A 26,904-nucleotide genomic window follows, 5' to 3' on the forward strand; every position below is an offset into this window, starting at 1 on the left:
AAGAACACATTGTAACATCTACAAGTGTTCTTTTTAAATAAAACTTATGATATACGTCCTATATTTTTACCTTTATCATGCTTTTACTTATTTTAAAACTTCATCAAATGCAGCTGAAACTTTTGCAAACTCTTCTTCAGTTTCAATATCATAAAACTCGCCATCTTCTGCAACTCTTAAAAAGAAAACGTCAATATCTTCTTCGCTTTCTTTTTCTACTTCTTCTAGTAAACCTACAGCTATGTATTCATTTCCTTCAACTGAGATTGAGCCTAGTACTTCGTAATCTTGCTCATCTCCTTCTTCATAGCTAAGTGTAAGAATTTCGCCTACTTCAATTTTTTCCATCGGTGTTGACCTCTCTTATTTCAAATTTCTTTTGCATAAAGCTTTCTAAACTTCATGTTCCCTAAGTGTATCAGATTCATACAAAAACATTAACTATTTAATGCTTCCTAAACATACACTTAAAGCATTTCTATATTGAACAACTTTTAAACCATTTAATTAATAATTTTTCTATTCATAAATTCTTCTCCGGAAAACCTGCATACTGTAACGGAAATCAACATTTTTAAAGTTAAAATCCTTTCAGGTTTTAAACTTATCAATAGTTTTCACTTTAAATCTAGTAATTTTTTTTAAAACTAGCATATTCTTACCAATAGACTAATAAGATTTAAAAAAGCATCTTGTTTTCTATTTTTCTTATTAAACAAATTGGACAAGTTCCATATCTTCAAATATCGAATCGTTTCTATATTTAAGGAGGAGTGCTTCATGTCAAAATTAATCGCAAGACTAGATCAAAATAAGTCTAAGAAAAAGAAGGTAAAATTTAAATCATTTCTTCGACGTTTTTCAAAAACTCAATTTACTGAGGAGTCTCCTTCCCAAATTCTACATAATGAGTTAAGAAGCTTACAAAAACAGTTAGAGCTTAAAGAAATTAACTTTATTCATGCGGAGTCTGAATATATTGATGTAGCAATTATGGAATTAGAAGCTATTCGTACCAAATACAGTATAACTGTGAGACAATTAAAAAAACTAAAAGCCACTTGTGACTTATGAAAAAAAGAGATAGATAGCAATTAAGCTATCTATCTCTTTTTTCATGAATCGCACAATTTTTCTTATTCACTTTTTTGGATCCATTTAGTTTCACACATTTTTTTCTTCTTAAACAAACTGATAAATATTGTTAAACAAGGAATTAACCATAGAAATATAGCATAAGGTAAATACTCATGTAAGTGCATATTAATAGCTGTACTACTCATAATTGCAAGCACATTCCAAGGAATCATAGCTGGAAATAATAAAGTCGTATCTGCCATTAACCTCGCCAATTCCTCTTTACTATATTTATTTGACCAATGAGTAAAGAAAGATCTCCCTGTTAAGATAATTGGCATCGTTTGATTACCTGCAATTAAACATATGATCGCTGTGGCAGCTACTGTTTTCAATGTGTCGGTAAACATTGAAGTCGAAGTTTGGAGCCATTTATCCAACATTGGCTGAATTATATTATGCTCTTCTAATAAAGCATTATAGGCTCCTGCTACTGCGATAAACAGTAACAAACTAACCATATGACTTAGACCACCACCTAGTCCATCAATACCGTTCCAAAATGATTTCACTATTTTAGTAAAAGAAATTCCGTTATACAAAGCTAGTAAACAACTAGATAGAATACTAATTATATACGAATAAATAATATGTATCCGAAATAAAACAAGACCAATTAATAATGCTGGTGGAATAAACTGAATCAATAAAATTGACTGATTGCTAGCGATTGTATGATAGCTGTCTATTATCCCCGTAGCAATTTGTAAATCCTTTATACTAAAAAATATGATTGTCGATATAATAGCTATTACAGATGTTAAAAGCATTGCTTTACTTTGTTTTTTTACGGTTGTTTCAAGAATATTGGCAATGAGCTGATGTGTGCTAGAAAAAGGTGATGTGCGATCCCCAACAAAAGCACCTGAAATAATAGCTCCTGCAGAAATTTCAACTGGAATATGTAATAACATAGCGCTACTAATAAGTGGAACACCTAAAGCACTTAATGTTCCAATTGAAGACCCTAAAATCATTGAAAAAATCATCGTCGTTAAAAAACAAAATACGAAGAAATGATGAGGATTAATTGCATGCAAAGTGATAGAAACCATCGATGAAATCGTCCCAGATAAATACCATGAAGGAAGCAAAAAACTAATTAAAAATAAAATACAAAGAACGATTTTAACTCTACCGATACCTGTAAAGCATAGCTTCATTATACGATTAAATGTATACCCTCTATGTAAACTTAAAGCTATTAAAAAAATTAGTCCTGGTAATATCCCAAATATGAGTGAAATATGTAAGATAACTGAACTAATAATTCCAGACAAAGTTACTAATATAAGGGTACTTGCCTGTTTAATCGAATATTTGTCCATTATGTCTCCTTCTTTCAAACAATCTTTCAACAATAGAATTAATATATTTTCATTCATTATATAAGCTTTCGTTCAATTACATTCTCAATGTTTATTAGAATTCACTTTTTTATGAAGTTGATTGGAAAGAAAATAATGCAAGGCAATATTACAGGGATGCTCAGCTAACACTTCACATAGCGAGCATCCTACAGAGGAAATCCATGCAGATCAATTTTTTCAATAGCATGAAAGCATTGCTTTGTTTTTTCAAGAATGCTTTTGATTTTATTTCTTTAATGGAATATCTAAATATTTCAAGTATTTTCCAGTATTGGATTTTTGATAAACTCTAACAAAATCTACACTAAACGTTGGAAAATTAGTTAACTCTTCTTTAGCCTTTTTTCCCATCTCTTTTAGTTCTATCTTTGTTAGACCAAAATTGGTTTGACCAATCGTTAAATGAGGCGTATAGTCATTCAGCTCAAAATAAGTTTTAATTAATTCCTTTGAAGGAGAAACTGCCTCAACTAACATTTTATGTAAATTATTTAATTCAGTAGACTCAACACTTAAAAACAACACATCTTCACCAAAAAATTTTGGGCAACGTAAATTAATCTCAAAAGGCAAAAGGCTTGCACATACCCTCTCTACTTCTTTTAACCACTTATTGTCAGAAGTAAGTCCACCTTGCGCCTTAATTGTAATATGTGGTTCAACAACTTCAATTAATTGATTATTCGTCCATTGTCTTTGGAAATTCAATAAACTTTTTATAATATGAGTAGGAGGTACAACCCCTATAAAATACTCCATTCAATTTCACCTCAAATCTAGCTCATTTAAACCTATATAATTTATTTTAACGTATATGTAGATCCATACCATACTCAACCAATTTTAACTTTTGCGCGACTCGTTTAGATGCAAAATTTTCCCATGAGGTACTATACAATGCTGTTCGCCCTTGGCTTTGAACATCTGCAGCCCATGCATTCGCAACAGCTACACCATACCCTTTTCCACGAAAATATTCTAATGTAGTGACACTTGCTTCTGCCGCTTCTTCTGTTTGTCTTGCACTACAACATATTGATACAGCTAGATTGTTTTCAATGACTGCATAACATGGTTCCTTATATGCTAGTTCTTCATATGTATACGGAAAGTTTGGTAATAAATAATGTTTATTTGCCTCAGTAATTTTTGTCGCATTAGTTGTCACTTTACTGACATTTTGAAAGACATATGCAGGACCAATCCACACATTATTTATTTGCTGATCTTTACTTAGTATTTGAATAATTTCTGCTATTGGCAAATCAGAGTTTACGTCCATTACATGTTGCAAGTCTTTAACGATTTGTCTATTGAGATTATCTAAATATCTTATAACTTTGCCCTTTTTTGTACTTCCAATATAAAAACGTGGCGCTATTTCATAAGGTGGCTCATTTATAAATCTTATTTTTCCTGTCTCAGTATGTTGAAACAATACTTTAGAATGCATTTCCATAAGCTCTTGATCTGAATACATTATTGCTTCCTCCCTCAATCATAATGTAAGAAAGCCAGATATTATTGTTTTCATGAGACTAGTAAATTGATTACGGATTTAGATTAATCAGTATAACGTTGCGACAATTTCTTTTTATGAGATTCAAACACATCCTCTAAAGGAATATTGTATTTATTTGCAATAACAATTAAGTTACCTAATACGTCACCTAACTCTTCAGTTAATTCTTGTTTATTTTCTTCATAAGAATTAATTTGTTCATCTGGTCGATCTCTACCAATCTCTAATGCTCTAATCGCCCTAGCTACTTCACCAGTTTCTTCTGCTAAAAACCCGATGCGGATAAAAATGTCTAAATCAGACCATCCTCTACTCTCATAATAATCTTTTACCCATTTCTGAAAATCAGTTACATTCATCTTTAAACGACCTTTCATTTTTCTTTAAAAATAATTCACATAAAAAAGTTAGTCATTATTCGTACATTGATTTCTAGTAGCTCTTTACTTTTTTCGTTTAATTTTTACATACGTCCCTTTTGCTGACTTTTCGAGCGCTTTATGGTTCATTATTCTAATATTACTAGACAGTAATGACGATTCTTGAACAGCTAATCCATCTAATGAAACAGATGGATCAATAATTCTTTTTTTACCTTTTCTATGGATAGAAAAATCTTGTTCCGATTCTATCAGTTCAATTTCCTCATGTAATAAGTTGATTAATTCAAGTACTTCAGGATCCTTACTATCTTGGATTAGTTTCAAAAACTGTAAATCATCTAGTAACAAATCATTTAAATTTATGATTCCTTTTTGTAAGGATAGTTTGATAATCTTAGCAAGCAAATCATAAGAATAAATGTTAATCGGACTTAAAAAAGAATCAATGACAAGTTTATAATAAATCTCTGTGAACCACTCTGCCATTTCAATAGAATTTACACAGATTTCTCCATTAACAATAACTAGTGAATTTAAAAATTTTTCAATCTCATTTTTTGACGTACCAAAATAGTTATACATATCTCTAAGAGTATAGTCGATCCGATCCGCACATAATTTTGGTAACTCTTTTTCGAGTAACTCCCACTTTTCTATATCAAAAATCTTATTTAGATCAATTTGATACTTTGCTAGAATCGATGGAATCTCGGAATCTAAAATAACCTTTTCAAAGATCGTTTCATGGTAATTTTCTTCATTTATCTCAAAAACAAAATCAATTACATGAGAAAAGGCTGTATGTGATACATCATGCAATAAACCAGCAATTTGTTCTTCGACAGAACCTCCTAGCTTTTTAATTAATAACATTACTCCGATCGAGTGATCAAACCTAGTACCATTGAAACGATTATCCACTAAGTAAGCAGCACCAGCTTGATGGATATTCTTTAACCTTTGAATTGGCTTTGTATTAATTAATTCTTCAAGCACATCGTCTATTTGAAATTGCCCGTACAACACATCATTTAATAACATCTTTATTCTCCTTTTTCTAAATAAAATGTCAGCTGAATTAAATTCGATATTTCATTTCTTTCACATAAACTGCATTACCAGTAATTTCGATATCATAATTAGACTCTGCTTTCTTTACATTTACTATTACTCGACCATCTTTATGTATTTCATTTCCTTGTTCAACAATCAATTGGAGAGTATCACTTCCGTCGTTTCTAATAAACTTAGCGTAATAGGCTCCCATCACACCAGATGCAGTTCCAGTAACAGGATCTTCAACTGTTCCTGAATAAGCTGAGGAAAAATGGCGTCCATGTAAATGTGCAGTTTGATCATATGTTTCGATGGAAAAAGGGTGAACAGATGCAGTTGGTATTTCTTTTAAAACACTTGGAAATTGAGCATTTTGAGGTTTCATTTTTTCAAATGAGCTTAATTTTTTAATTGGTAAAAGTAGCGTCCAAGCTCCAGTATTCCCATATAAAATAGGTAATTCATTATCAATTTCGTCTACTGAAATACCAATTGAAGAAGCCAATTCATTAATAGAGCCTTTGAATTCTTCAAATTGAGGAGCTTTTTGTTTCATTGTTATGTAAATATCATTATTTGAAGAATGGATGTTAATTGGTAAAATTCCAGCTTTTGTCTCGATTGTTAATTTATTTTTCCGTTCAATCAAATCTTTTGTTATTAATGCATAAATAGTCGCCATCGTCCCATGGCCACATAAATCCATTTCATGCCCCGGTGTAAAAAAACGAATTTTATAATCAGCAGAATCTGATGTTAAAAGAAAAGAAGTTTCATTAAATCCTACTTGTTTGGCAATTTCTTGCATTTCTTCTTCAGACAGAAATTCTCCATCTAAAACTACTCCAGCAGGATTACCTTTATTCGGTTCTTTACTAAATGCATCATAATGATAAACAGTAACTGTTCTCAATTTTACACCTCTTTTACGATTTAAAAATTTTTTCAATCTGTTTATTTTTTAACATACCTCGAAAAATAGAAACTTATTACTATTCTATTAAAAAATATTAGCACTTTATTAAGTATAAATCACATAATTTTTACTATATTCTTAATGATTAGATTTTAATAGAATTAAGCAGGAATAACATCTATTGGGGGAACATATGTCATCACTTTTTACATCTTTTGGATTAAGCTTCGTGATTTGTTTGATTGTGGCAATTATTTGCTTCTTAATTTCATGGCCAATCGGATTATATTTTCAATTTAAAGATGCTCAGAAAATGAAAGAAGTATTATTGGATCAACCTGTCAAGCGTCGCCGCTATTGGTTGGTACAGTTCTTAAAAATAAGTTTGTCGATTACGGTTTTATTTGGTTTATCTTTTTTGATTGCTCATTATTTCGGTATGACATTTTCATCTACAGCACCGTTTGTTGGCCTCTTCACTTTATTAATTATGCTTTATATTAAATTTGCACCGCGTACGACAGGAGAGGCAACACCAGAAATAGACGGGTGGTATACAACGTCAGTTATCATCGATCCTGATGAATATTTTAATTCAACAGGTGCAACGATTATTTTCGGTTCTTTCATCTTTACAGCTTTTGAATTCATTAGTGTAATTTATTAAATTTTTTAGGTACCATAAATTCATAGAAAAGCATTATTCGTTATTTTGCGAATAATGCTTTTCTTTTTTCTTACTTTATACATTTGATTGTTTAATCAGGCGATTTAATTCTTCTTCTATTCTACCTACGTCAATTCTTTCAAAAAGAGGTTTTACATAACTTAGTTTCACTTCAATTGGATTAAATTCCTCCCATTCAAAGTTTGACAACTTCAGCATTTCTTTCACTTCATTACTTGAAAAAGGCAAGAATGGATGTAAAATCCGTGCTAAGTTTGCAATGACATAAACACAACTTGCAATACTATTTTGACACTCAGACGGATGATCCGTTACTTGTTTCCAAGGTTGCGTTTCATCAAAATATTTGTTAGCAAAACGTACAAATTCAAATATTTCCTCTATCGCTTTTTTGAAATTTGTTGATTCAATATACGAGCCTACAACTTCATATAGCCTTACTATTCCATCTCTAATTGATTGATTAATTTCGCCTTCTGGGCGTGCTCCATTATAGTATTTCTCAATAAACTTTAATGTGCGATTAACAAAATTGCCGTAAGCACCTAATAATTCACTATTATGACTATAAATAAATTCTCTCCATGAAAAATCAGTATCTCGATTTTCTGGAGAATTTATTGTTAAAAAGTATCGAATCGAATCTGGATGATATCTTTCTATTAGATCTGGCACCCAAACTGCCCAGTTTTTACTAGTTGATAATTTCTTTTTCTCAAGCGTCAAATACTCATTTGAAACAATATGATTCGGAAGTGAATCTTTTTTAAGCCCCATTAAGATAGAAGGCCAAATAATCGTATGAAATGGAATATTATCTTTACCATGTATATAATATGATTTCGTTTCTTTCTCCCAAAAACTCGAATCATTTTGATTTGAATTGATTGCCCATTGCTGACTAGCTGTATAATAGCCAGAGACAGCCTCAATCCAAACATAGATTTTCTTTTTTTCATATCCTTTTACAGGTATACTTACCCCATTTGGCAAGTCTCTTGATACAGCTCGATCTTGAAGTCCTTCATTTAAGTACCGTTCAGTTAATTGGATTGCATTATTTCTCCAATGTCCATTCGTTTTAGCAAAATCTAAATACTTTTGAAGCTCATTCTGTAATTTACTTAACGAAAAATAAAAGTGCTCAGTCCTCTTAATCGACGGAGGATTTCCGCAAAGCTTACATGTTTTATTTAATAACTCTAATGGATCTAGTATAATAGAGCAAAAATCACATTGATCTCCACGAGCATGCCCGCCACAATTTGGGCAATCCCCTTCAACATATCGATCAGGAAGAAATTGATCATACTCTTCACAAAAACATTGTTCAATTTCTTTTTTATAAATAAGACCATTTTGTAATAACTTTAAAAATATTTTTTGTACTGTTTTATGATGATGCTCCGTATCAGTTCTAGTATAGCAATCAAATGTAAATCCTAATTTTTTAAAGTTATCCTCGAATTCAAAATGATATCGATCTGCAATTTCTTTAAATGTTAGATTTTCTTGCTTTGCTTTTATCGCGATTGGTGTACCATTACAGTCACTCCCCGATACATATAAGACTTTATCTTTCCTTAACCGATGATACCGAGCTAAAATGTCACCTGGCAATAATGCAGAGATATGCCCTAAATGCAAAGAACCATTTGCATATGGCCAAGCTCCTCCAATAAAAATATTCATTTTGATTCCTCCCAAAGTTATTTATTAAAAAACAAAAAAACCCCGCCCTTATCTAAATCAGATAAGGACGAGGTTTTATATCCACGTGGTACCACCTTAATTCACAAAGTATTTACATACATTTGTCTTTGCTAGTACGAAACACAATAATATCTTCAGACTGCCTGCAAACTCCCGATTCTTTTTTGCCTCTCTGCTAGCGATGCTCTTTAGCAACTAAACCAGCAAAGATAAACCTTTTCATTCAAACTTAAATCTTAGGTTTTCGGGACTTTGTCTAAGGACTGAAACTTTAATGTGCTTATTATACTGCGACTTTGATAACAAGTGTCAACTCTTGTCGTAGCCTACTAGTATGAAAAATACGTTCAGTACGAAGCTCAGAGGCCATTGTTCAAATGAGTATTAGTGCTTCTTTTCAGCTACCGAAGCTCTCTGTAAAAAATAACTTCATTTTACTTTTCCTCTTCATTGCCTATATTCAATATTAAAAAAAGTTTATATAAATTAAATTGAAAAGTCAAACTATTTTTAAATTCATTCCAGAAATCTTTGTCGAAAATAATTGGACGTATGTAAAAGGTTTTCTTCTTCTAAAGTGAAATAGCGAACTGCAAACAATTTCCGAAAATCGCAATTAAAATTGGCAAAATAGTAAGCTCTAATTCTTTATCTGCTTCGAAAACAGCCAAAATAAAAAAAGGACCTTTCATTAGATCCTAAATTTCTCTCGATTAACATCCTAATGGTCATGAAGTTCGCTAATTGCCCTATTATTCCCCGTTAACTGCGCTTCAAACATATCAATGATATGCATAAACCGGTCTGCCTCCCTAAATACATGGTCAGCAAGCAATGGATGAATAATACTTTTAATTCGACAAGCTTCTATTAAATCTCGAGCTGTTTTCTTAAAGTCTCTTAGAGATTTTACTGATACTCGGTTCTCATTCAGAAATTGATCTAGTAAGGGAACTGTTTCAGACTGAGGTCTCATTGAATCTAAATCTACAGCTTGATATAAAAGCTGATCAAAATCATGACTAAATTCCCTAGCTTGATCTACTAATTTTCTTTCTGATGGATCTAATAAATGACCAATAAACTTTGCATGATCTGCCATAATCCTTAAAAAGAAAACATTTTCTTGTATAATTGCAGCTGGGAGTGGTTGTAGTTGACCATTATTCAATTCTATCAATCGATTGGCAAAATACGCCGCTTCCCTACTTGTATGATCAACTAATAAAGGAAAGTTGTTACCAGTTATTTTACAAGTTAGGATTAAATTAAGGATTTTTCGCTTATATGCCCATATCATGGAGGCTGCCTGATGGACTTCGTTATTAAATTGTTTTATTTGCTGTGGATCAGTTTGTACGGAAAATGATTGTGCTTTATTTTCAATTGATTCAAAAACTTTGTAAAAATGATCTGCCTCTTGGATTAATTCTGTATCATCATAACTAAATCCTAATTTTAAAAATAAGGAGTGTTCTTTCATTATCCTCGACCAGAACAAAATCTCATCTAAGGAACGTCCAACAAATGCATCTGACATTCGGCTCCCCCCTAACATAAATTTTATTTCTATTTCCAATATATTGTTGAAAAAAATGAATATTACTAATACATCTTATTAAGTAGTATAGTAGTCAACTTTTAGTTATTAACACATTATAAAAAGGACTGCACTGCAGTCCTTCAGTTTGTAGGGACAAAATCTCAAAATGAATAATATTATTTGGATTAACTAGGGCGTGCACCATTTAGTTAGTAATCCGCTCCCTTTTACATTCATAGTTGAATTCAATACTATATAATAATTCTGTATATTACTAAATACCATATTACTTAATGGAAGCAATTATTTGAATCCCGGGAAATTAGAAAGATCAGAATAATTAATATATAAAAGTAAAAATGCAAGAATACCTAGTAGTAATATTGGAAAAGTTTGTTTAAACGAATCCTTCGCACGAATATGTGCTAATATCCCCCCTATTGCTACCACACCAATTAATAACGCTCCTGCAGCGACCCAACTTTGTTCCCAAAAACCTATAATTAATGATATTGCTCCAACTAATTCTACTAAACCGGTAATGACTCTGAACCATTGAGGCAATTTTAATTTATTAAAATTTTCAACATGCATTTTTGACCCTGAAATTTTACCAAAACCAGCAATTAAAAACATAAGGGCTAAAAGAATTTGCAATATTATAGATAAAATATCCAATATTATCCCTCCTTTTACTTAATATATATGTCATGATAAAAAGCACATATTAGAGTAAAATTACCTATTCTATCTAAAAATTTCATTAAATAAATTACTTTTTCAAGAGACGTTATAGAAATAACTAAGAATTTACGTCTATGAATCTTAAGTGGTTCAAAAGATTCCTCTACTTAAAAGGTAAAATAATCAAAATAAAAAAGCAGTATTAACTGCTTTTTTAAGTTGTTGAAAAATAATCTTGTCAAATAATGAGCAAGTTTTTGTAAAGGAAGTTGAGTGATGTTCATTTCCACTACAGGATTCTCGCTTTCCATGGGGCGAAACCTGAGCCTCCTCGGCAAGCCTGCGGGGTCTCAGCCTTTCCGCATTTCCCATAGGAGTCGAGCATCCTTTCGTTCCAATTAACTTATCCTTCAAAAAAAGTATTCATTAAAAACGATTTAAACTGAATCAGTTTAAACAACAAATTCAAAAAAAGCACAATCTTTAAAGGTTATAAATCATTTTTCTAATGTTCACTTAATGACCTTTTTTCATAGTGACCGATAGATATTTCAACACTCTGAACAAAATAATCTTGTCAAATAATTACCAAATTTTCATAAAGGAAGTTGAGTGATGTTCATTTCCACTACAGTCTGCATGCTTAAGAGCAGGAACAAGGAAAGGCAGGATCAAGGGGAAAGTGAAAGGAAAAGATATTAAAAGACTTTAGAATATTTTATTGAAATCCTTAATATATTTCCTATCTGCTTTTCCTGCTTTTCCTGCCTTTCATGCATTACAATGCAAAGTGTTGTTTTACTAATTCCTTATATTTCTTTTCGTCAACTTCCTCTTTCGTTACTACCCCGTTAGTCCATTGTGTAAATGAGGTATTTGTAAGTGTTTTATTTCCTTCGTTTGTGATTTGGGTTATTAAAGGATTTTTATTAAATGGAGATTCCTCATGCTCAGCAATAATTTTCTGAATCTCATTAAATTCCGACAAGTCCATTACTACATCATTTGACTCAAATGCATATCCTATTCTCCAATCGAGATCTTTATGTTTTAGCTTTATTAATAAAACATAATCCCCGAAATCGGTAGCTTTTTTTATAACTCTAAATTCACCATTATTAGAAGTTACAATTTCGCCGCTAAAGGGTACAGGTTTTAGTGGAAGATTTGCTCCAAATCCTGTATCCAATAAATACGTTTTATTTTCATTTGTTAAGATAATCGTTACATGTGTTCTGCCAAAAGTCGGATATTTTTGAGCAACATTGTCATAGACAACACCTCGTGCTAATCTGACATTAAACCCATTTTCCATTAAGAATAAATAGAATAATGAATTTAGTTCATAACAGAGGCCACCTTCATTTCTTATTAACAATTTGTTAATTAGATTTACGTTTGTGATCTCTTTTATTCTATTTTCGATAATACATAAATTTTCAAAAGGTATACTTTTTGCTGTTTTTTCAAGAATAGACGCTAAATTGTTAAAGCTAATCTCTTCATCATCTTTTATTCCGATTCTTTTTCGGAACAATGAATTTAGTTCACTCATTACGATTCCTCCAATCTCAAAAGTCTCTCTCTTATATATATCCGATTTTCAGACAGTTTCAAAATGCTTGTCAACAGTCTGAAATAAGTCGCGACTGCAGCTTATTCTAATCTCTTTTCAAAATAATATTGATAATGCCCTTTAGGATGGTCCTCAACCTTTTAACCATTTTTACAATCCAGTTTAACTTTCATTGATTATTAATTCTCTGAATCTATTTTTATTCCTTTTCAAGTGAAATCATCCCAAATCAAAAATTCTGTATTCTCATAGTAAAAAAGCCTTCTTGAACAAGATGGCTTTTTTACTATAAGAATATGGTATAATTTACCAAAAGGGGTGAATAATTGATGCATGGTGATGCAATTTTTGCTTTTTTACCGCTCTTAACTATTTTATTTTATCTAGCTCCAATTATCTTTATTATTTGGTTTTTATTAAAGTTTTTAAAGATTCAACAGGAGAAAAATCAAATTCTTAAAAGTATTTCTAACAAATTAGATCACTTTAATGAAAACAAACCAAAAGTTTGAAAGAGTTCCACACTCTTTCTTTTTTTATTTTTTTAAGACTGGTATCCATATTTCACTTTTAAAAGCTGGTGAAGTAAGATCCTTCTGTTCATTCCATAATATCTCCGGACCTTCTAGTTGTTCGTAATTAGAAGATGGAAACCATTCTGAATAAATTCGCCCCCACACTTCTTGTAATGCATCTGGAAAAGTACCGATTGCTTCGAATACCGCCCAAGTTGATGCTGGAACTTCTAGTTGTATGAAAGAATCTGGGCATCTATTTGTTGTTGCAACACCAATATAGTGGTCAAGTTCCCCTTTTTCTTCCATTCTACCTTCTGAAAAATTTGTTGATGCACTTATTAATCCAACTGGTTCTATATTTGAAAGCTTTTTTAGTTGGGTAATTGTGTCCATCTTTAAACTTTTCCACATTAAAGCAATTTCTGGATTAACACCATTAAAAATAATTGGAACTCTTTTTTTTATTCCTACGATACGAAATGCATCTTTTTCTTCAATTCGATAATTCATTTCATGTCCTCCTTTAATTGATAATTGGAAGGTCATTTGTGGAAATGCTTTAAGAAAATTACCATTATTTCTAGCTTCCGAAGGGGTAAATCCATGCAAATTTTGAAATGCTCTAGTAAAAGAATCTGGAGAACTATACCCGTACTTCATTGCAATATCAATTATTTTCTGATTCTGATCTTTTAGCTCAAAAGCTGCAAGTGTAAGACGGCGACGACGTATATATTCCGTAATTGAAATTCCAGCGAGGAACGAAAACATCCTTTTAAAATGATATTCAGAACACAAAGCCCTTTTAGAGAGTTCTTTGTAATCGATGATCTCTGTAAGGTTTTCTTCAATATACGCTAACGCATTATTCATATTCTTAAGCAGATCCACTTTAAAAACCTCCTTCATCAATAGATTAGCAGAAACTGAAATTAGCAATCCGACAATACGTGCAAAGTTATGTAGGGTATATCTAATTCTTTAAAAAAGGAGTTGCAAAAAGCAACCCCTAATGATTTCCTGACTATCACATTGTTAATTTAATATTTTCATTCAAATCTAGCTTTTTATTCACTTTAACATAAACCCATAGCGCATTTAGTAATAATAATGCACTCGTTACAAAAAAGACATATTTAACTCCTAAATATGCACCAATTTGCCCACCTAATATTGACCCGACAAACACTCCTAAATATCCGGCAGACATGTTAAATCCGAATACCCTTCCTGTAATTGCATCTGGTGTAATCTGCTTAACTAATGTGTTAACTGCAGGAGTCAAACCGGCAGTTGCTAATCCTAATAAAAATCGAAGTCCTGTTAATTGCCATGCATTTTTTACAAAAGCTTGCGGAATAACCATTAGGCCGGCCATTATTAGTGCAACTAAGATAACTTTATGTGGTCCAATTTTATCTGATATCTTACCAAGTCTTGGAGCAGCTAGAATGTTTGCTAAACCAGAGGCTGAGAATGCCATACCAGCTAACAATGCAACGTGGGTAGAATGAGCAGATAATTGAGTAATATATAACGTAATCACTGGTTCGATTGAGTATAGTGCGATTGTTAATACAAAAAAAGTAACAAACATTGTCACCATTAAACTTTTATCTGGTATGATCCCCCAAATTTCCTTAACCTTTAATACTTTTTTATCTTGGCGCGTAAACGATTCCTTAACGAATAGTGCCGTGGTAATGAATGCAACCATTAATAGAGCACCAGTTAGAAAAAAGACATTTTGTAAACCTAATGTCTCTCCAATATAGGCTCCAATGATTGGTCCAAGTAATGATCCACCTACACTTGCTGTTGATAGTGTACCTAATGCCCAACCAGCGTGATCTTTATCAGTTTGAGTAGCAATCATTGTTGTACAGGCAGTACCAAAGCCTGTGATTACTCCTTGTAAAAGTCTTAAGCCAATTAAAATATACACATTATGTGCAAATCCCATGCAAAATATAATAACTGACATACCTAAGCTAGCTCGCAATAGCATTGGTTTTCGTCCGAATTTATCTGCTGCCAACCCCCAAATTGGTGAAAAAATTGCTGAGATAATAAATGTCACCCCAAAGGCAATTCCTGAAAATTGACTAATTAAAGCTGTATTATGAACACCGAGACGATCAATGTAAAGGGGCAAAACAGGACCTAACTGACTCATACCGATACTTGTAACGAACATTCCAAACCAGCATACAATTAAATTCCTCTTCCACAACTCCATAATATCCCCCTCCCTTTTTGCTAAAAATAAATTCAACATTAGAGCAAGAGAAATTTAAAAATGAACTATTGATTAGATTAAGTTTTATATATTATAACTCTAAACTATAAATTATAGTTTGTAAACTACAATACATAGTTTACGAGCTATCATATAAAATGTTAAACTATTTTTAGTAAGTTTAAATAAGGGAGTGAAAAAATGGTCCAAAAACGAAATTTAACAAAAGAAAAAATTATTGAAGTATCTTTTTTATTGGCTAATGAAATTGGTCTTAATCAAGTTACTTTCCCTAAAATTGCAGAAAAACTGAGTATAAAATATCCATCTTTATATAATCATTTCGCAAATATAGATGACCTCAAATTAAAAATGACAATTTATCTTATAAATCAGTTAAATTCCAAATTAATGCAAAGATTAGTTGGAAAAAGCGGTGAGGATGCTATTCGAGAGATTGCCTATGTATACCGAGATTTTGCATTTGAAAACAGAACTGGTTATGGGCTCTTTATGAATCTCCCAAGTACAGAGAATGAGGAAGTAAGACGATTAGCAAAAGATACTATGGGGATTATACATCGAGTATTAGAGTTTTATATTAAGGATCATACACTTTTGATTCATAAGGCGAGGTCTTTAAGAAGTATACTACATGGGTTTGTATCGATGAATTTTCTAGGTTATTTCCAAAATCCAGTCAACGTTGAAGATAGTTTTGAATTGATGATAAATGATTTTATTTCGTCAGTTTCAAATTTGAATTGAGTATTGATTGTTACAGTAAAACCAAAGGGGGTGCGGTAAAGCATTTAATGCTTTACTATGAAATGAAAATAGCTAAAGGGATTGAAACAATTGAGTTAGAAATGAACTTCATGGGGAATAAAAGTATTATTCATCCTACATTAATATGGGACGAAAATGAAGTAATATTATTTGACACTGGAATGCCAGGACAGACTGGTGTTATTCGTGAAGCAATTGAGAAATCTGGCTTAGAATTTAGTAAACTTTCTAAAGTTATTCTTACACATCAAGATATAGATCATATTGGAAGTCTAGCTGATATTTTAAAAAATTCTACTCACAAAATTGAAGTATTGGCACATAATGAGGACAAGCCTTATATCGAAGGTGAGAAACCATTAATAAAAATGAATTCTGAACGAATTGCTAAAATGATCGAATCTGTTCCTGAAGATCAACGTCAAAATCTTAAAGCGATTTTTACTACTCCATTAAACGCAAAGGTTGATACGACAATTAGTGATGAAGAAGTGTTACCCTTTGCTGGTGGAATCACTGTTATCTTCACACCTGGTCATACTCCTGGCCACGTTGGTTTATATCATCATCCAAGTAAAACACTGATTGCTGGAGATGCAATTGTTGCAGAAAATGGTGTAATTATGGGTCCAAGAGCAACTGCAACTCCTGACATGGAGACAGCTCTTCAGTCAATTAAAAAGTTTACAAACTACGATATTGAAACAGTAATTTGTTATCATGGTGGAGTCATTAATAAGAATGTAAATGAACAACTGTTAGCATTAATAAATTCTAACTAAATAACTAAGGGCACCATTAAGGTGCCCTCTTTCTATGTTGACAAATGTTGTATTATAGACAACTCATTTAGAGATTATTTTGTTAATGTATTACTAATTGTAGGTTGTTTTTTATCTACAATAAAAGAGCTTAAAATTAAAACAATTAGAATACCTAAACATACAAAAATACTCAAGCGGTTCTGTTCACTAAATGCGAATGCTATGCAGCTAACACTTAATGCAATTACAGTTAAAGAGGTTATATATGGAAAACCCCATACTTTAAAGTGCGGAAGTTCTCTATAAGTTTTACGAAGCTTCAGTTGTGCTAAACAAATACTAATCCACACTAACGAAACTGTAAATCCAGGGATCGCCATTAAATATCCAAATACTTTGTCAGGAGAAAAATAAGCGACAAACGTTCCTGCAATTAAAACAATTGCACTTAAAATAACTGTGTATATTGGTACACCATTTTTTGAAATTCTTGAAAATAGTTTCGGAGCTTCTCCTTCTGATGCTAACGAATACATCATACGTGTACAACCATAAATACCTGAGTTTGCTGCAGATAATACTGCTGTAATTAAAACAAAGTTCATAATATGAGCTGAACCTTGAAAACCAACTGTTGATAATACTTGAACAAATGGGCTTTCTTGATTTCCAATTTCATTCCATGGAATTAATCCACAAATAATGAGGATTGGAAGTGTATAGAATAAAACAATTCTCCAAATAACTCCTTTTATAACCTTTGGTAATACTTTTTCTGCATTATTCGTTTCAGTTAATGTCAATCCAATTAGTTCAGAACCACCATAAGAGAAAATTACGATTAATAAAGCAGAAAACACTCCTGACCACCCATGTGGAAAGAATCCTTGGTTTAGTACATAGTTATGTACATACCCACTATTTCCGCTTGGAATAATTCCAAATAAAATGCCTGCACCTAACGCGATGAATAAAACAATCATTGTAATTTTAATGCCTGCAAACCAAAATTCAATTTCACCATATCGCTTAACATTCATAAAATTAACCGCAACGATAAAAATCGCACTTATGAAGCTTAAAGACCATAAAGACATTGAAGGGAACCAGTATTGTAGAAAGCTACCTGCTGCGATTACTTCAATTACGCAAACAACTAACCACATAAAACAATACAACCAACCAATTACAAAAGACACTTTCGTACCAAATGCTTTACGAATAAATCCTTTCATATTTAGACCTGGAAAAGCAATTGCCATTTCAGCGATTGCACTCATTACAACAAGAAGTAATAACCCAGCAAACAAATAAGAAAAAATAACAGCAGGACCTGCAATCGATACTGTTTCTGATGTTCCTTTAAATATCCCGGTGCCAATTGCCCCTCCGAGTGCCATGAAACGAATATGCCTTGGCAATAATTTCTTTTGTAATTCCATTTTTCTATCTCCTTTTCGTTAAATTTCTTATTAAATAAAAAATCGCCCCTGTCATAAACGACAGGGACGATTAACACCGTGGTACCACCCTAATTGCAGACTTATGTCTGCCACTTGTTTTATTTAACGATCATTGACCGTCTTTTCCTCATAAATGTCGACCTTTATTTCGAAAAAGATGCTCCGGGATTGAAATTCATCCTTATCTTTGTACTGATTTCCACCTTCCATCAGCTCTCTAAAACAGTGAAACAAACATTACTGTATTCCTATCATTGCATTTCAAATATTAAGTTTTTATATATTAAAAAAGCCCCTACTGATTAAATCAGTAGGGACGAATTATTCGCGGTACCACCCTAGTTGCAGAACAAGTCTGCCTCTCAAATTTGATAACGATCAATTAAGACCGTTTCCCCCTCAATAAAGGTCACCCTTTACTTCGAAGAAAATAGCTCCAGGATTGAAATTCATCCTTATCTTTGTACTGATTTCCACCTTCCATCAGCTCTCTATAACATTGAGATAAGCACTACTAATTCCCTTCATTGCTTAATATAATATGAAATTGATAATTTAGTAACTTGGTTCTTTTTTTAATATGTTTTGTATTATAGATGTATTTAAATAATTCTGTCAACGTTTTTCTATAAATTATTCATTTTTTAATAACATAAAAATCTAGTATAAACTGTTTAAAACCTATAAAATTTATACAATACAAAATAAAATGGAGAGCAAAATTTATGTTAAATATACGAAATGTAAAATTAGAAGATTTAACTGAATTAGTAGAAATTGAGCAGCTTTGCTTTTCGAAAGAAGAAGCTGCAACAAAACAATCATTTGAAAAACGTATTCAATTAATTCCAGATAGTTTTTTTGTAGCAGAAGAAAACGGTAAATTAGTTGGTTTAGTGAATGGACCTGTTATAAGTGAACTTTATATTACAGATGATTTATTTAGCGACATTAAAAAAAATCCATCGACTGGTGGTCATCAAAGTATTTTAGGTTTAGCAGTAGCACCACAATTCCAAAATAGAGGAGTAGCATCACAATTACTGTTACATATTGAAAAAGTTGCAAAAGTAAGTGGCCGTGAAACAATTACCTTAACATGCAAAGAGAACTTAGTCCGTTATTATGAGAATCATGGATTTCAAAACGAAGGGAAATCGAGCTCTACACATGGTGGTGTTACTTGGTATAACATGATAAAAAAACTTTAACTTAATTAATAAATTCATCTCCAACAACCAGTTTTTTTACTCCTTAAGTGAAAAATAGTCCTTCTGATTCCGTTAAATTAATGATTATGTAGGAAAAGTAAAATTAACATAAAAAAGCACCCTATTGGCGCTTTTAGTGTGTGTACCGCTAATTTATCTGATTTTCAGACTGATTGAAAACGTTTGTCTTTCGAGGCGCTAAGCCTGGTGAGGAGCGGAGTTACCCTTAAACGGTAATAAGTACCGCAGGCGGGCGAAGCAACGAAGAAAGCGAGCGTTTGGCGGTCAGTCTGAAAGCACCCTATGGGCGCTTTCTCTATCTTTTCCGATCATATTTCTCAAAGGAAATTGAATTCACTTCATATTTCTTGCCATTCCAGTCATACAAAAGCTTTAGATTACCAATCGCCTTACCACCATCCATTGAAATCATAACAACAGCATCAGCGATAATTTTTTTCTTCTCAACATGAAAATCTACCGGAACATGAGTATAGATTGTTTCGTCAGATGAGGTGTCACTAAATCCAAGTGATTTCAAATTTACTTTATATGTTCTCTGTTTTGTTGTTATAATAACAAAATTTCCTTTTTTATCCATGTCAACAAGTCTTTTGACTGCCTCAGCAACTGGTTCGATCGTTACTTCTTTATATTCTTGGTTTTGATCATTACTTATGCTTTGCAATATATGAATTGGATCATTGAAATTATCTAATACGATCATTATCTCTTCTTCTTTATCCTTATTCAAATCTTCACGAAACAGTTTTGTTCCATACTTTCCACTTTTCCATGTTGGGAAGTGATACACAAATCCTTCATTACCAATTTGAACATCAAAATTCCGATACTCTTTCCAATCTAACCGATCGGCAAGAAGATAGATATTTTCCTGCCATACTTCACTAGGAACGCTATTCATGACGATACGGTCAACTGTTTGAGCATATCCTCGTGACCATGAAAAAACTGTAAAAAAAATTATTGGAATCATAATTCGCCGTTTGATCATCGAAGCACCACCTTTACTTTTATGGTTTCCTAGCAAGGAAAATTTAGCCATCTTTATGAAGGGCAGAAATCTTAGATAAATTTATTAAGCTTTTCAATCTTGATAAAAAAAAGAGAATACAGATATAATCTGTATCCAGTGTGTAGAGTCTTTTTTATCTGATTTTCAGACTGATTGAAAACGTTTGTCTTTCGAGGCGCGAAGCCTGGTGAGGAGCGGAGTTACCCCTAAACGGTAATGAGCACCGCAGGCGAGCGAAGCAACGAAGAAAGCGAGCGTTTGGCGGGCAGTCTGAATACAGATATAATCTGTATCCTCTCCGTAACTAATTAATTCCGTTTTAACTAAATATTAACATTTGCTGAACGACTATTTTCTTGTACTAATTCTCCATTAACTCTTCTTTCTAATGCAGGTGTAATACGTACAAATATTATTATACCAATCACACCCAGACTTGTTAAAAAGAATGAAGTTGCAAAATTTGATAAATACGCACTTAATGAAACTGTTAAAGAGCATATAAACATCGCTAAATTAAATGTTAAACCAGCGACGGCCATGTATGAGCTTCTTGTATCTTCAGCTGGTAAATTCGCCATATAGTTTTGTTGAACTGGTACTCTTAATACTTCCGCAACTGTAGCTACAAGCATAGCAACAAATAAAAGCCAAATAGAATTACTATATGAAATTACAGCATATCCAGAAACAAATGCAATACAGCTCCAAATTAGCGTACGTTGATCATCCATTTTTTTAACCATTTTAGTTGCAAAAAGTGCCATTACAACTACAAGAACTGTATTTTCAGTACGAAGGAAACCAGTCATTTCGATTCCACCAAATGTCCATCCAAAAAGATGTTGAGTATGGAAATCATTTGATAATCGAATACTGATATAATTGGTTAATTGAAACTCCATTGAAAGTACTAGTAAACCAGCTAGCACGTAAAGAATAAAAAGCTTATCTTGAAAAACTTCCCGATAGTTTGAAAACATCTTATTGACGTGCTGATTAATTGATTTTGTTTCCATCTTTTCAGTTACTAAACTTTCTTCAACAAAGAATGTAATTAACACCCAAGTTATTAACGATGCAACAGAAAGAGCTAATAATAACTCAAATAAATATGATTTAAATAAAAATCCTCCAAGCATTCCACCAATCGCAATTGATAAATTATTTGACCAGTACATGATAGAGTACATAAGCTTACGTTCTTCTGGTTTACTCACATCAATTAACATTGCTTGATTCGCTGGGCCTGCAAGTCCCCAACAAATACTATTTAATGTCATCATGAAAAAAGTAATAATAGGCGATGAAAACCATGGAGAATTGCACAACATCATCGTTAGAAATGCAAATAACCTTAAGCTTTCAGCAAATACAATCGATTTTTTCCGACCAAATTGATCCGAAAAATATCCTCCAAAAAAATTCATAATGATCCCTATGAATACATTACCTAATAAAAGTAATCCTGCATGTTTTACGCCAAAATGCTTTGATAAATAAATCGCCATAAACGGAAAAATCATACTTCCAATAGACGAACTCAAAAAAGACTCCAGTAACCTAATTTTTATGTTTTTGTGAAACTTAAGTATCCCCACAGTATACCAACCTTTCTTTCTACACTAGCAAATCCCCTCACAAAACTAGTAAATAAAATACTATTTTTAGTTCGTAATTCAATTAATGTATAAATTTAAATGAAAATTTCACTTTTTCCAACTTTTCACTTAATTAGGATATCAGTAAATTTTATTTATGCCAATAAGATGTGTACACACTTTTTTATTAGGCAAATTATTTTGTTAAATAAATGTGTAAAAATGTAATGCACAAATGCAGCTCTCTTAACCTCGTTGAAGGCACTTTTCATCAAACTGAATTTTCCAAAATTAAATTTTTTCAATTGAAATATCTTTCTAATTAGATTATCATCTAATTAGATATTTATATAAGTAGGTGTTTATAGATGCAATTAAATAAGATTGTAGATTTCCATAAAGCTATTGGTGATCTTACTCGAGTACGTATCATTGCTTTACTTCAACAAGGTCAATTAAGCGGACAAGAAATCGCAAGTAAATTAGGACTTAAACCGCCAACAATCACTCACCATATGACTAAACTTAGAGAAGTTGGTCTCATTAAAGAACGTCGAGATAAGAATACAATCTATTTCTCCCTAAATACAAAAATACTAGAAATGAGTGCTAAAGCTATTTTCAGTGTAGGTACAGGAGGGAATGCAAATATGGAAATGTCAGTTACTGAAGAGGAAAGTGCTGCAATTATTAATAATTTCTTTACAAAGGATGGAAAACTAAAGATTTACCCTGCGCAGCGTAAAAAGAAACTCGTTGTCTTAGCTCATATGATTAAAGGTCTCGAGTTCGGTAAGGTCTATCAAGAAAGAGAAATAAATGAATATCTAAAAAAATTTCATGAGGATTACGCTACATTAAGGCGAGAGCTTATTATGTGTCAATTTATGTATCGAGAAAATAATCAATACGAATTAAATCCCGTTGAGTTATGGTGGCTAAAATAGAGGGTGTTTTATACACCTCTTTTTTTCACAAAACTAATTAGATATATATCAAATTAGTTTTGACATTTTAATTAAGTAGCGAGAAATAGATTGTTATTCCAATATAGAAGAAGAGATACTTTAGGTATCTCTTCTTCTACTTTTTTATTATTTAGTTGGTTCTGTAGCAATATATTTTTTCACTACTTCAAATACGTATTCCTGGCATGCCTCGGCAGAATTTGGGTTATATTTGCCACCATTCGTTTTATTATTAGATAACACGCGAATGCCTAAGAACGGAACATTATATGCTTGTGCGATTTGAGCCGCTGCAGCACCTTCCATTTCTTCTACCGAAGTACCATAATTTGTGTGGAACCATTTAATTCGATCAACTTCATTATTCCAAACATCGGCAGAACCAATTGTACCTTCAACAACTTTCCCCGCTGTATATTTACTTTTTACTGCATTGGCTACTGCTAACAAATTTTTATTTCCTTCGTAATAACGTGGCTTTTCAGCATTTGGATCTTCTCCAGCACTACCTTCAGAAGCCATTAGGTCCATTGGTTTCCAAACAGTTGGATCCATTCCTTGGTTTTCATCTTTACTGCCTGTTTTTAAAGAACCAATGTTTGTTGTTCTTTTCCCTAATACGATATCAAATACATTTAAGTTTGAATCATGACCACCAGAAGTTCCTTGATTAATAATAGCGACTGGTTTATATTTCTCGATTGCTACCGCTGTAGCAGCAGCTGTATTTTCCATTCCTTTCCCTGTTTTTGTTACGACAACAGGATAGTGATCTAATGTACCCTTATAAAATACAAAGCTACCTGATTTTTCTACTTTTACATTTTTTAGCTTACTAGCAAACTTTTCTGCTTCTATTGGCATTGGCCCTTGAATAATAATTGGTTTTAATGCTTTTGTTTTTGCAGCTACAGTATTCGCTTTAAAACTATAGCCTACAAATACTGAAATTAACAGTGCCGTAATAATTCCTAATAAACCGTATTTTCTTTTCATGTCTTTTCCCCCTTGATGTGTTTACACTTGATGATTGGATACAAAAAAAATAGTCTAGAACGTGTAGAATTATATCTACCATCTAGACTTACGAAAGTTAAAGTATGGTTAAGCAAACAATAAAATTTTGCTATTCCCATGAACTGTTTGCAAAAATACAACCAATTACTTCTTTAACTCGTAGTCTAGTTCTTTCAATGGGAACCAGGTAGAAACGCTCAGACCATATTACCGAGCATATACGAGTAACGATATGAATGATTACTTTGCTAATATATCAAACTATCAAATCAGACACAATAGAAAACATGAACTTTTTTTATTTTTTTAACCATAATGTTCGTGTTTAATCGCAATAAACAGAAGAAAAACGATAAAACGCACTAAATAAAATAATAAAAATCAAACATTCATTTAAAAAAAAGCAAGAGTCAACTTATTTAAAATATTATTGAAACTCATATTTTAAAGGCCTTAAAAATAATTCCTCTAATGTGGCTTTGGCATTTTTATGCTCAAAAATAATTTCGTACAATGCATTACAAATTGGAAGCTCAATCTCATATAGATTAGAAAGTTCTTTTAATGCTTTTATTGTTGAAACTCCTTCAGCTAACTTATCAAATGGTTTCCCTTCAACAAATACTTCTCCAAATTTTCGATTATGACTATGCATTGAGAATAATGTTGCTTCATAATCACCTAAATGACTTAGACCGTAAATGGTTACATCATTCCCACCCATTGCTCTAATTAAACGAGAGATTTCTCTTGTGCCCCTTGCCATCAATGATCCTTTTAAACTACTATAGTTTAGTCCATCAAGCATTCCAGCCGCTATTCCCATTACATTTTTAGTTGCTGCTCCAATTTCGTTCCCAATAAGATCTTGTCCATAATAAAATCGAATTAATTCACTATTAAAAGCTCCAGCAATCTTTTTAGTTACTTCTATGTTATCTGATCCGATTACCATGCAATTAGGAATATTTTTTACAAAGTCTTGTACATGTCCTGGACCTACCCATACAGCTAGATTAATATTTTTTCCAACTTCTTCACTAAATACTTGTGTAAGTCTTTTTCCGCTAGAAGCTTCTATACCTTTCATACATAAAATAAATGTTTTACCTTGGCTGTTTAATGTGCTCAATACCTTTGCAAATGAGCGTAATTCTTGTGCACTTATTGAGATAATAATGATTTCAGCAAATGATAATGCCTGTTCTAAGGAGCTAGTCAATTCAATCTCTTCTGGAAGTAAAAGATATTCATTTTTTCTCGATTCTCTTAATCCATTAAAATTTCTCGACTGCTCTCTTCCCCATAACATGACTTTATGGCCAACCTTATTAACATACCATGCTAAAAAAGTTCCCCATCGACCACAACCTAAAACAGCAACATCCATTATCGATCTTCCTCTCAATCTACATCTTTTCTCTAAAAAGAAGTCTAATTGTTTTACCTTAGACTTCTTTTTTATCACTATAAGATTTTGAAATTATTGCATCACTAACTCGATTTTATATTGTCCAATGAATGAGTAACCCTGCATGCGTTAATCCTCCACCGAATCCATATAATAAAACCTTATCTCCGTATTTAAGTTTTCCATCCTTAACTCCTTTAACTAGAGACAATGGAATAGTGGCTGATGATGTATTACCACAGTCAACTAGGCTATATAATGTCTTTTCGATTGGAAACTCACTTTTTTCGCAAATTGATTCAATCATTCTTAAATTTGCACTATGAGGTACAAACCAATCAACTTCATTTAATTTGGCTGAACCTTTTTTGAGTACAGCTTGCATTCCTTTTGGTACAGTTGTAACTGCCCATTTATATACCTCGCGCCCATTTTGAACAATACAATTATTATTTATGATTTCTTCGCCAAACATTTGATTTGATAAGTTCGAACAATATAAGTGTTTGCCTTTTTCGCCTTCAGAACCTAAATGAGAAGAAAGGAAGCTAGGTTGTTTTTCATCATATTCTACTAAAGCCGCACCTGCACCATCACCGAACAAAATACATGTTGTTCGGTCTTCATAATCAGTAATTTTAGATAGAGTTTCTGCACCTACGACTAAAATTTTACGATTTAAACCTGAAGTTATTAATCCATTTGCTATATACAGACCGTAAGTAAATCCTGCACAAGCGGTATTTAAATCAATGGCTCCAGCATTTTTTATACCAAGCCTCGCTTGAATGACTGACGCCACACTTGGAGTTTTAAAATCAGGCGTTAAAGTACAAACGATGATCATATCCACATCTTCAACTGTCTTATTATAATTGTTCATTAAATCTTTTATCGCATTATAGCTTAGATCACTCGTATACTCGTTTTCACCAGCGATTCTTCTTTCTTTAATTCCTGTTCTTTTTACAATCCATTCATCATTTGTTTCTACTATTTTTTCTAATTCTTTATTTGTTAATATTTTTTCTGGAACATACGAACCGATTGCTGTTATACGTGCTTTTGATAATTGCATTATTAATCACCTCATTAATATTTATATTATCTTTTTTAGATTATAACACTAAGTATTAATACTAGGTACTAATTTTTAAAATATTTTTTAAACTTTAGAAAAAAAAAAAAAAATAGAGTTGCCTTAGCAACTCTCACGCTGTTGAAAAATAATCTTGTCAAGTAATGACCAAATTTTCGTAAAGGAAGTTGAATGATGTTCATTTCCACTACAGGATTCTC

26 protein-coding genes, 1 riboswitch and 2 other annotated features are annotated in these 26,904 nt (G+C 32.1%); of the genes, 7 read left to right on the forward strand and 19 right to left on the reverse strand.

Annotated elements, in window-relative coordinates:
* Positions 1-87 precede the first annotated feature (87 nt).
* Positions 88-348, reverse strand: a complete 261-nt coding sequence (locus tag B7R67_RS06555; RefSeq protein ID WP_088068704.1) for a DUF1292 domain-containing protein — start codon at positions 346-348, stop codon at positions 88-90.
* 432 nt (positions 349-780) lie between these two features.
* Here B7R67_RS06555 and B7R67_RS06560 point away from each other — a divergent pair, with 432 nt between their 5' ends.
* Positions 781-1,074 (forward strand): hypothetical protein, encoded by a 294-nt coding sequence (locus tag B7R67_RS06560; RefSeq protein ID WP_088068706.1) that lies wholly within the window; start codon positions 781-783, stop codon positions 1,072-1,074.
* 62 nt (positions 1,075-1,136) lie between these two features.
* On the opposite strand, the gene B7R67_RS06565 is transcribed toward B7R67_RS06560, so the two are convergent.
* The 6 genes from B7R67_RS06565 to B7R67_RS06590 form a co-directional block, all read right to left on the reverse strand.
* Positions 1,137-2,465 carry a Na+/H+ antiporter NhaC family protein gene (locus B7R67_RS06565; RefSeq protein ID WP_158095040.1) on the reverse strand — a complete coding sequence of 443 codons (1,329 nt, stop codon included), beginning with the start codon at positions 2,463-2,465 and terminating at the stop codon, positions 1,137-1,139.
* Positions 2,466-2,732: 267 nt separating this feature from the next.
* Positions 2,733-3,266, reverse strand: a complete 534-nt coding sequence (locus B7R67_RS06570; protein ID WP_088068709.1) for a 2'-5' RNA ligase family protein — start codon at positions 3,264-3,266, stop codon at positions 2,733-2,735.
* A 46-nt stretch (positions 3,267-3,312) separates the two neighbouring features.
* Positions 3,313-3,987: a GNAT family N-acetyltransferase gene (locus tag B7R67_RS06575; RefSeq protein WP_088068711.1), complete on the reverse strand. Its 675-nt coding sequence runs from the start codon at positions 3,985-3,987 to the stop codon at positions 3,313-3,315.
* 83 nt (positions 3,988-4,070) lie between these two features.
* Positions 4,071-4,388 (reverse strand): MazG nucleotide pyrophosphohydrolase domain-containing protein, encoded by a 318-nt coding sequence (locus B7R67_RS06580; RefSeq protein WP_088068713.1) that lies wholly within the window; start codon positions 4,386-4,388, stop codon positions 4,071-4,073.
* Between the two features lie 84 nt (positions 4,389-4,472).
* Entirely contained in the window at positions 4,473-5,453 is a 981-nt protein-coding gene (locus tag B7R67_RS06585; protein WP_088068715.1) for an HD domain-containing protein, read from the reverse strand.
* 37 nt (positions 5,454-5,490) lie between these two features.
* Positions 5,491-6,381 (reverse strand): PhzF family phenazine biosynthesis isomerase, encoded by an 891-nt coding sequence (locus B7R67_RS06590; protein WP_088068717.1) that lies wholly within the window; start codon positions 6,379-6,381, stop codon positions 5,491-5,493.
* 196 nt (positions 6,382-6,577) lie between these two features.
* Here B7R67_RS06590 and B7R67_RS06595 point away from each other — a divergent pair, with 196 nt between their 5' ends.
* On the forward strand, positions 6,578-7,051 hold the full coding sequence (locus B7R67_RS06595; RefSeq protein ID WP_088068719.1) for a hypothetical protein: 474 nt from the start codon (positions 6,578-6,580) through the stop codon (positions 7,049-7,051).
* Between the two features lie 75 nt (positions 7,052-7,126).
* On the opposite strand, the gene metG is transcribed toward B7R67_RS06595, so the two are convergent.
* The 4 genes from metG to B7R67_RS06620 form a co-directional block, all read right to left on the reverse strand.
* Entirely contained in the window at positions 7,127-8,764 is a 1,638-nt protein-coding gene (gene metG / locus B7R67_RS06600; protein WP_088068720.1) for a methionine--tRNA ligase, read from the reverse strand.
* A 742-nt stretch (positions 8,765-9,506) separates the two neighbouring features.
* A complete protein-coding gene (locus tag B7R67_RS06605) occupies positions 9,507-10,325 on the reverse strand; it encodes a DUF2935 domain-containing protein (RefSeq protein WP_088068722.1) in 819 nt (272 codons plus the stop codon).
* Positions 10,326-10,631: 306 nt separating this feature from the next.
* The gene (locus B7R67_RS06610) at positions 10,632-11,006 is read right to left on the reverse strand and encodes a DoxX family protein (RefSeq protein ID WP_088068724.1); all 375 of its coding nucleotides are present in this window, start codon (positions 11,004-11,006) and stop codon (positions 10,632-10,634) included.
* A 784-nt stretch (positions 11,007-11,790) separates the two neighbouring features.
* On the reverse strand, positions 11,791-12,567 hold the full coding sequence (locus B7R67_RS06620; protein WP_088068728.1) for an arylamine N-acetyltransferase family protein: 777 nt from the start codon (positions 12,565-12,567) through the stop codon (positions 11,791-11,793).
* Positions 12,568-12,917: 350 nt separating this feature from the next.
* On the opposite strand from B7R67_RS06620, the gene B7R67_RS06625 reads away from it, so the two are divergent.
* The gene (locus B7R67_RS06625; protein ID WP_088068730.1) at positions 12,918-13,100 is read left to right on the forward strand and encodes a hypothetical protein; all 183 of its coding nucleotides are present in this window, start codon (positions 12,918-12,920) and stop codon (positions 13,098-13,100) included.
* A gap of 24 nt (positions 13,101-13,124) precedes the next feature.
* On the opposite strand, the gene B7R67_RS06630 is transcribed toward B7R67_RS06625, so the two are convergent.
* Positions 13,125-13,997: an AraC family transcriptional regulator gene (locus B7R67_RS06630; protein WP_088068732.1), complete on the reverse strand. Its 873-nt coding sequence runs from the start codon at positions 13,995-13,997 to the stop codon at positions 13,125-13,127.
* A gap of 136 nt (positions 13,998-14,133) precedes the next feature.
* Positions 14,134-15,345, reverse strand: coding sequence for a multidrug efflux MFS transporter (locus B7R67_RS06635; protein ID WP_088068734.1), 1,212 nt, complete (start codon positions 15,343-15,345; stop codon positions 14,134-14,136).
* 201 nt (positions 15,346-15,546) lie between these two features.
* On the opposite strand from B7R67_RS06635, the gene B7R67_RS06640 reads away from it, so the two are divergent.
* A complete protein-coding gene (locus B7R67_RS06640; RefSeq protein ID WP_088068736.1) occupies positions 15,547-16,113 on the forward strand; it encodes a TetR/AcrR family transcriptional regulator in 567 nt (188 codons plus the stop codon).
* Between the two features lie 47 nt (positions 16,114-16,160).
* Positions 16,161-16,916 (forward strand): MBL fold metallo-hydrolase, encoded by a 756-nt coding sequence (locus B7R67_RS06645; protein WP_235822104.1) that lies wholly within the window; start codon positions 16,161-16,163, stop codon positions 16,914-16,916.
* Positions 16,917-16,990: 74 nt separating this feature from the next.
* On the opposite strand, the gene B7R67_RS06650 is transcribed toward B7R67_RS06645, so the two are convergent.
* Positions 16,991-18,340, reverse strand: coding sequence for an amino acid permease (locus tag B7R67_RS06650; RefSeq protein ID WP_088068738.1), 1,350 nt, complete (start codon positions 18,338-18,340; stop codon positions 16,991-16,993).
* Positions 18,341-18,399: 59 nt separating this feature from the next.
* Positions 18,400-18,625: a binding site (T-box leader), on the reverse strand.
* A gap of 45 nt (positions 18,626-18,670) precedes the next feature.
* Positions 18,671-18,898: a binding site (T-box leader), on the reverse strand.
* A gap of 188 nt (positions 18,899-19,086) precedes the next feature.
* On the opposite strand from B7R67_RS06650, the gene B7R67_RS06655 reads away from it, so the two are divergent.
* A complete protein-coding gene (locus B7R67_RS06655; protein ID WP_088068740.1) occupies positions 19,087-19,572 on the forward strand; it encodes a GNAT family N-acetyltransferase in 486 nt (161 codons plus the stop codon).
* Positions 19,573-19,888: 316 nt separating this feature from the next.
* Here B7R67_RS06655 and B7R67_RS06660 read toward each other — a convergent pair whose 3' ends face one another.
* Both B7R67_RS06660 and B7R67_RS06665 read right to left on the reverse strand, forming a co-directional pair.
* The gene (locus B7R67_RS06660) at positions 19,889-20,587 is read right to left on the reverse strand and encodes a hypothetical protein (protein WP_088068741.1); all 699 of its coding nucleotides are present in this window, start codon (positions 20,585-20,587) and stop codon (positions 19,889-19,891) included.
* Positions 20,588-20,931: 344 nt separating this feature from the next.
* Entirely contained in the window at positions 20,932-22,155 is a 1,224-nt protein-coding gene (locus B7R67_RS06665; RefSeq protein WP_235822105.1) for an MFS transporter, read from the reverse strand.
* Positions 22,156-22,577: 422 nt separating this feature from the next.
* Between B7R67_RS06665 and B7R67_RS06670 the strand changes: the two genes are divergently transcribed.
* Positions 22,578-23,156, forward strand: coding sequence for a DUF2087 domain-containing protein (locus tag B7R67_RS06670; RefSeq protein WP_088068746.1), 579 nt, complete (start codon positions 22,578-22,580; stop codon positions 23,154-23,156).
* Positions 23,157-23,303: 147 nt separating this feature from the next.
* On the opposite strand, the gene B7R67_RS06675 is transcribed toward B7R67_RS06670, so the two are convergent.
* The 3 genes from B7R67_RS06675 to B7R67_RS06685 form a co-directional block, all read right to left on the reverse strand.
* The gene (locus B7R67_RS06675; protein WP_088068748.1) at positions 23,304-24,173 is read right to left on the reverse strand and encodes a 5'-methylthioadenosine/S-adenosylhomocysteine nucleosidase; all 870 of its coding nucleotides are present in this window, start codon (positions 24,171-24,173) and stop codon (positions 23,304-23,306) included.
* A gap of 161 nt (positions 24,174-24,334) precedes the next feature.
* A riboswitch (purine riboswitch) is annotated at positions 24,335-24,438 on the reverse strand.
* 183 nt (positions 24,439-24,621) lie between these two features.
* On the reverse strand, positions 24,622-25,584 hold the full coding sequence (locus B7R67_RS06680) for an NAD(P)H-dependent glycerol-3-phosphate dehydrogenase (protein ID WP_088068750.1): 963 nt from the start codon (positions 25,582-25,584) through the stop codon (positions 24,622-24,624).
* Positions 25,585-25,699: 115 nt separating this feature from the next.
* Entirely contained in the window at positions 25,700-26,683 is a 984-nt protein-coding gene (locus B7R67_RS06685) for a ketoacyl-ACP synthase III (RefSeq protein ID WP_088068752.1), read from the reverse strand.
* Positions 26,684-26,904 lie beyond the last annotated feature (221 nt).

This window comes from Gottfriedia luciferensis (assembly GCF_002156865.1).
In the GTDB taxonomy this organism is placed as follows: Bacteria; Bacillota; Bacilli; order Bacillales; family Bacillaceae_G; genus Gottfriedia; species Gottfriedia luciferensis.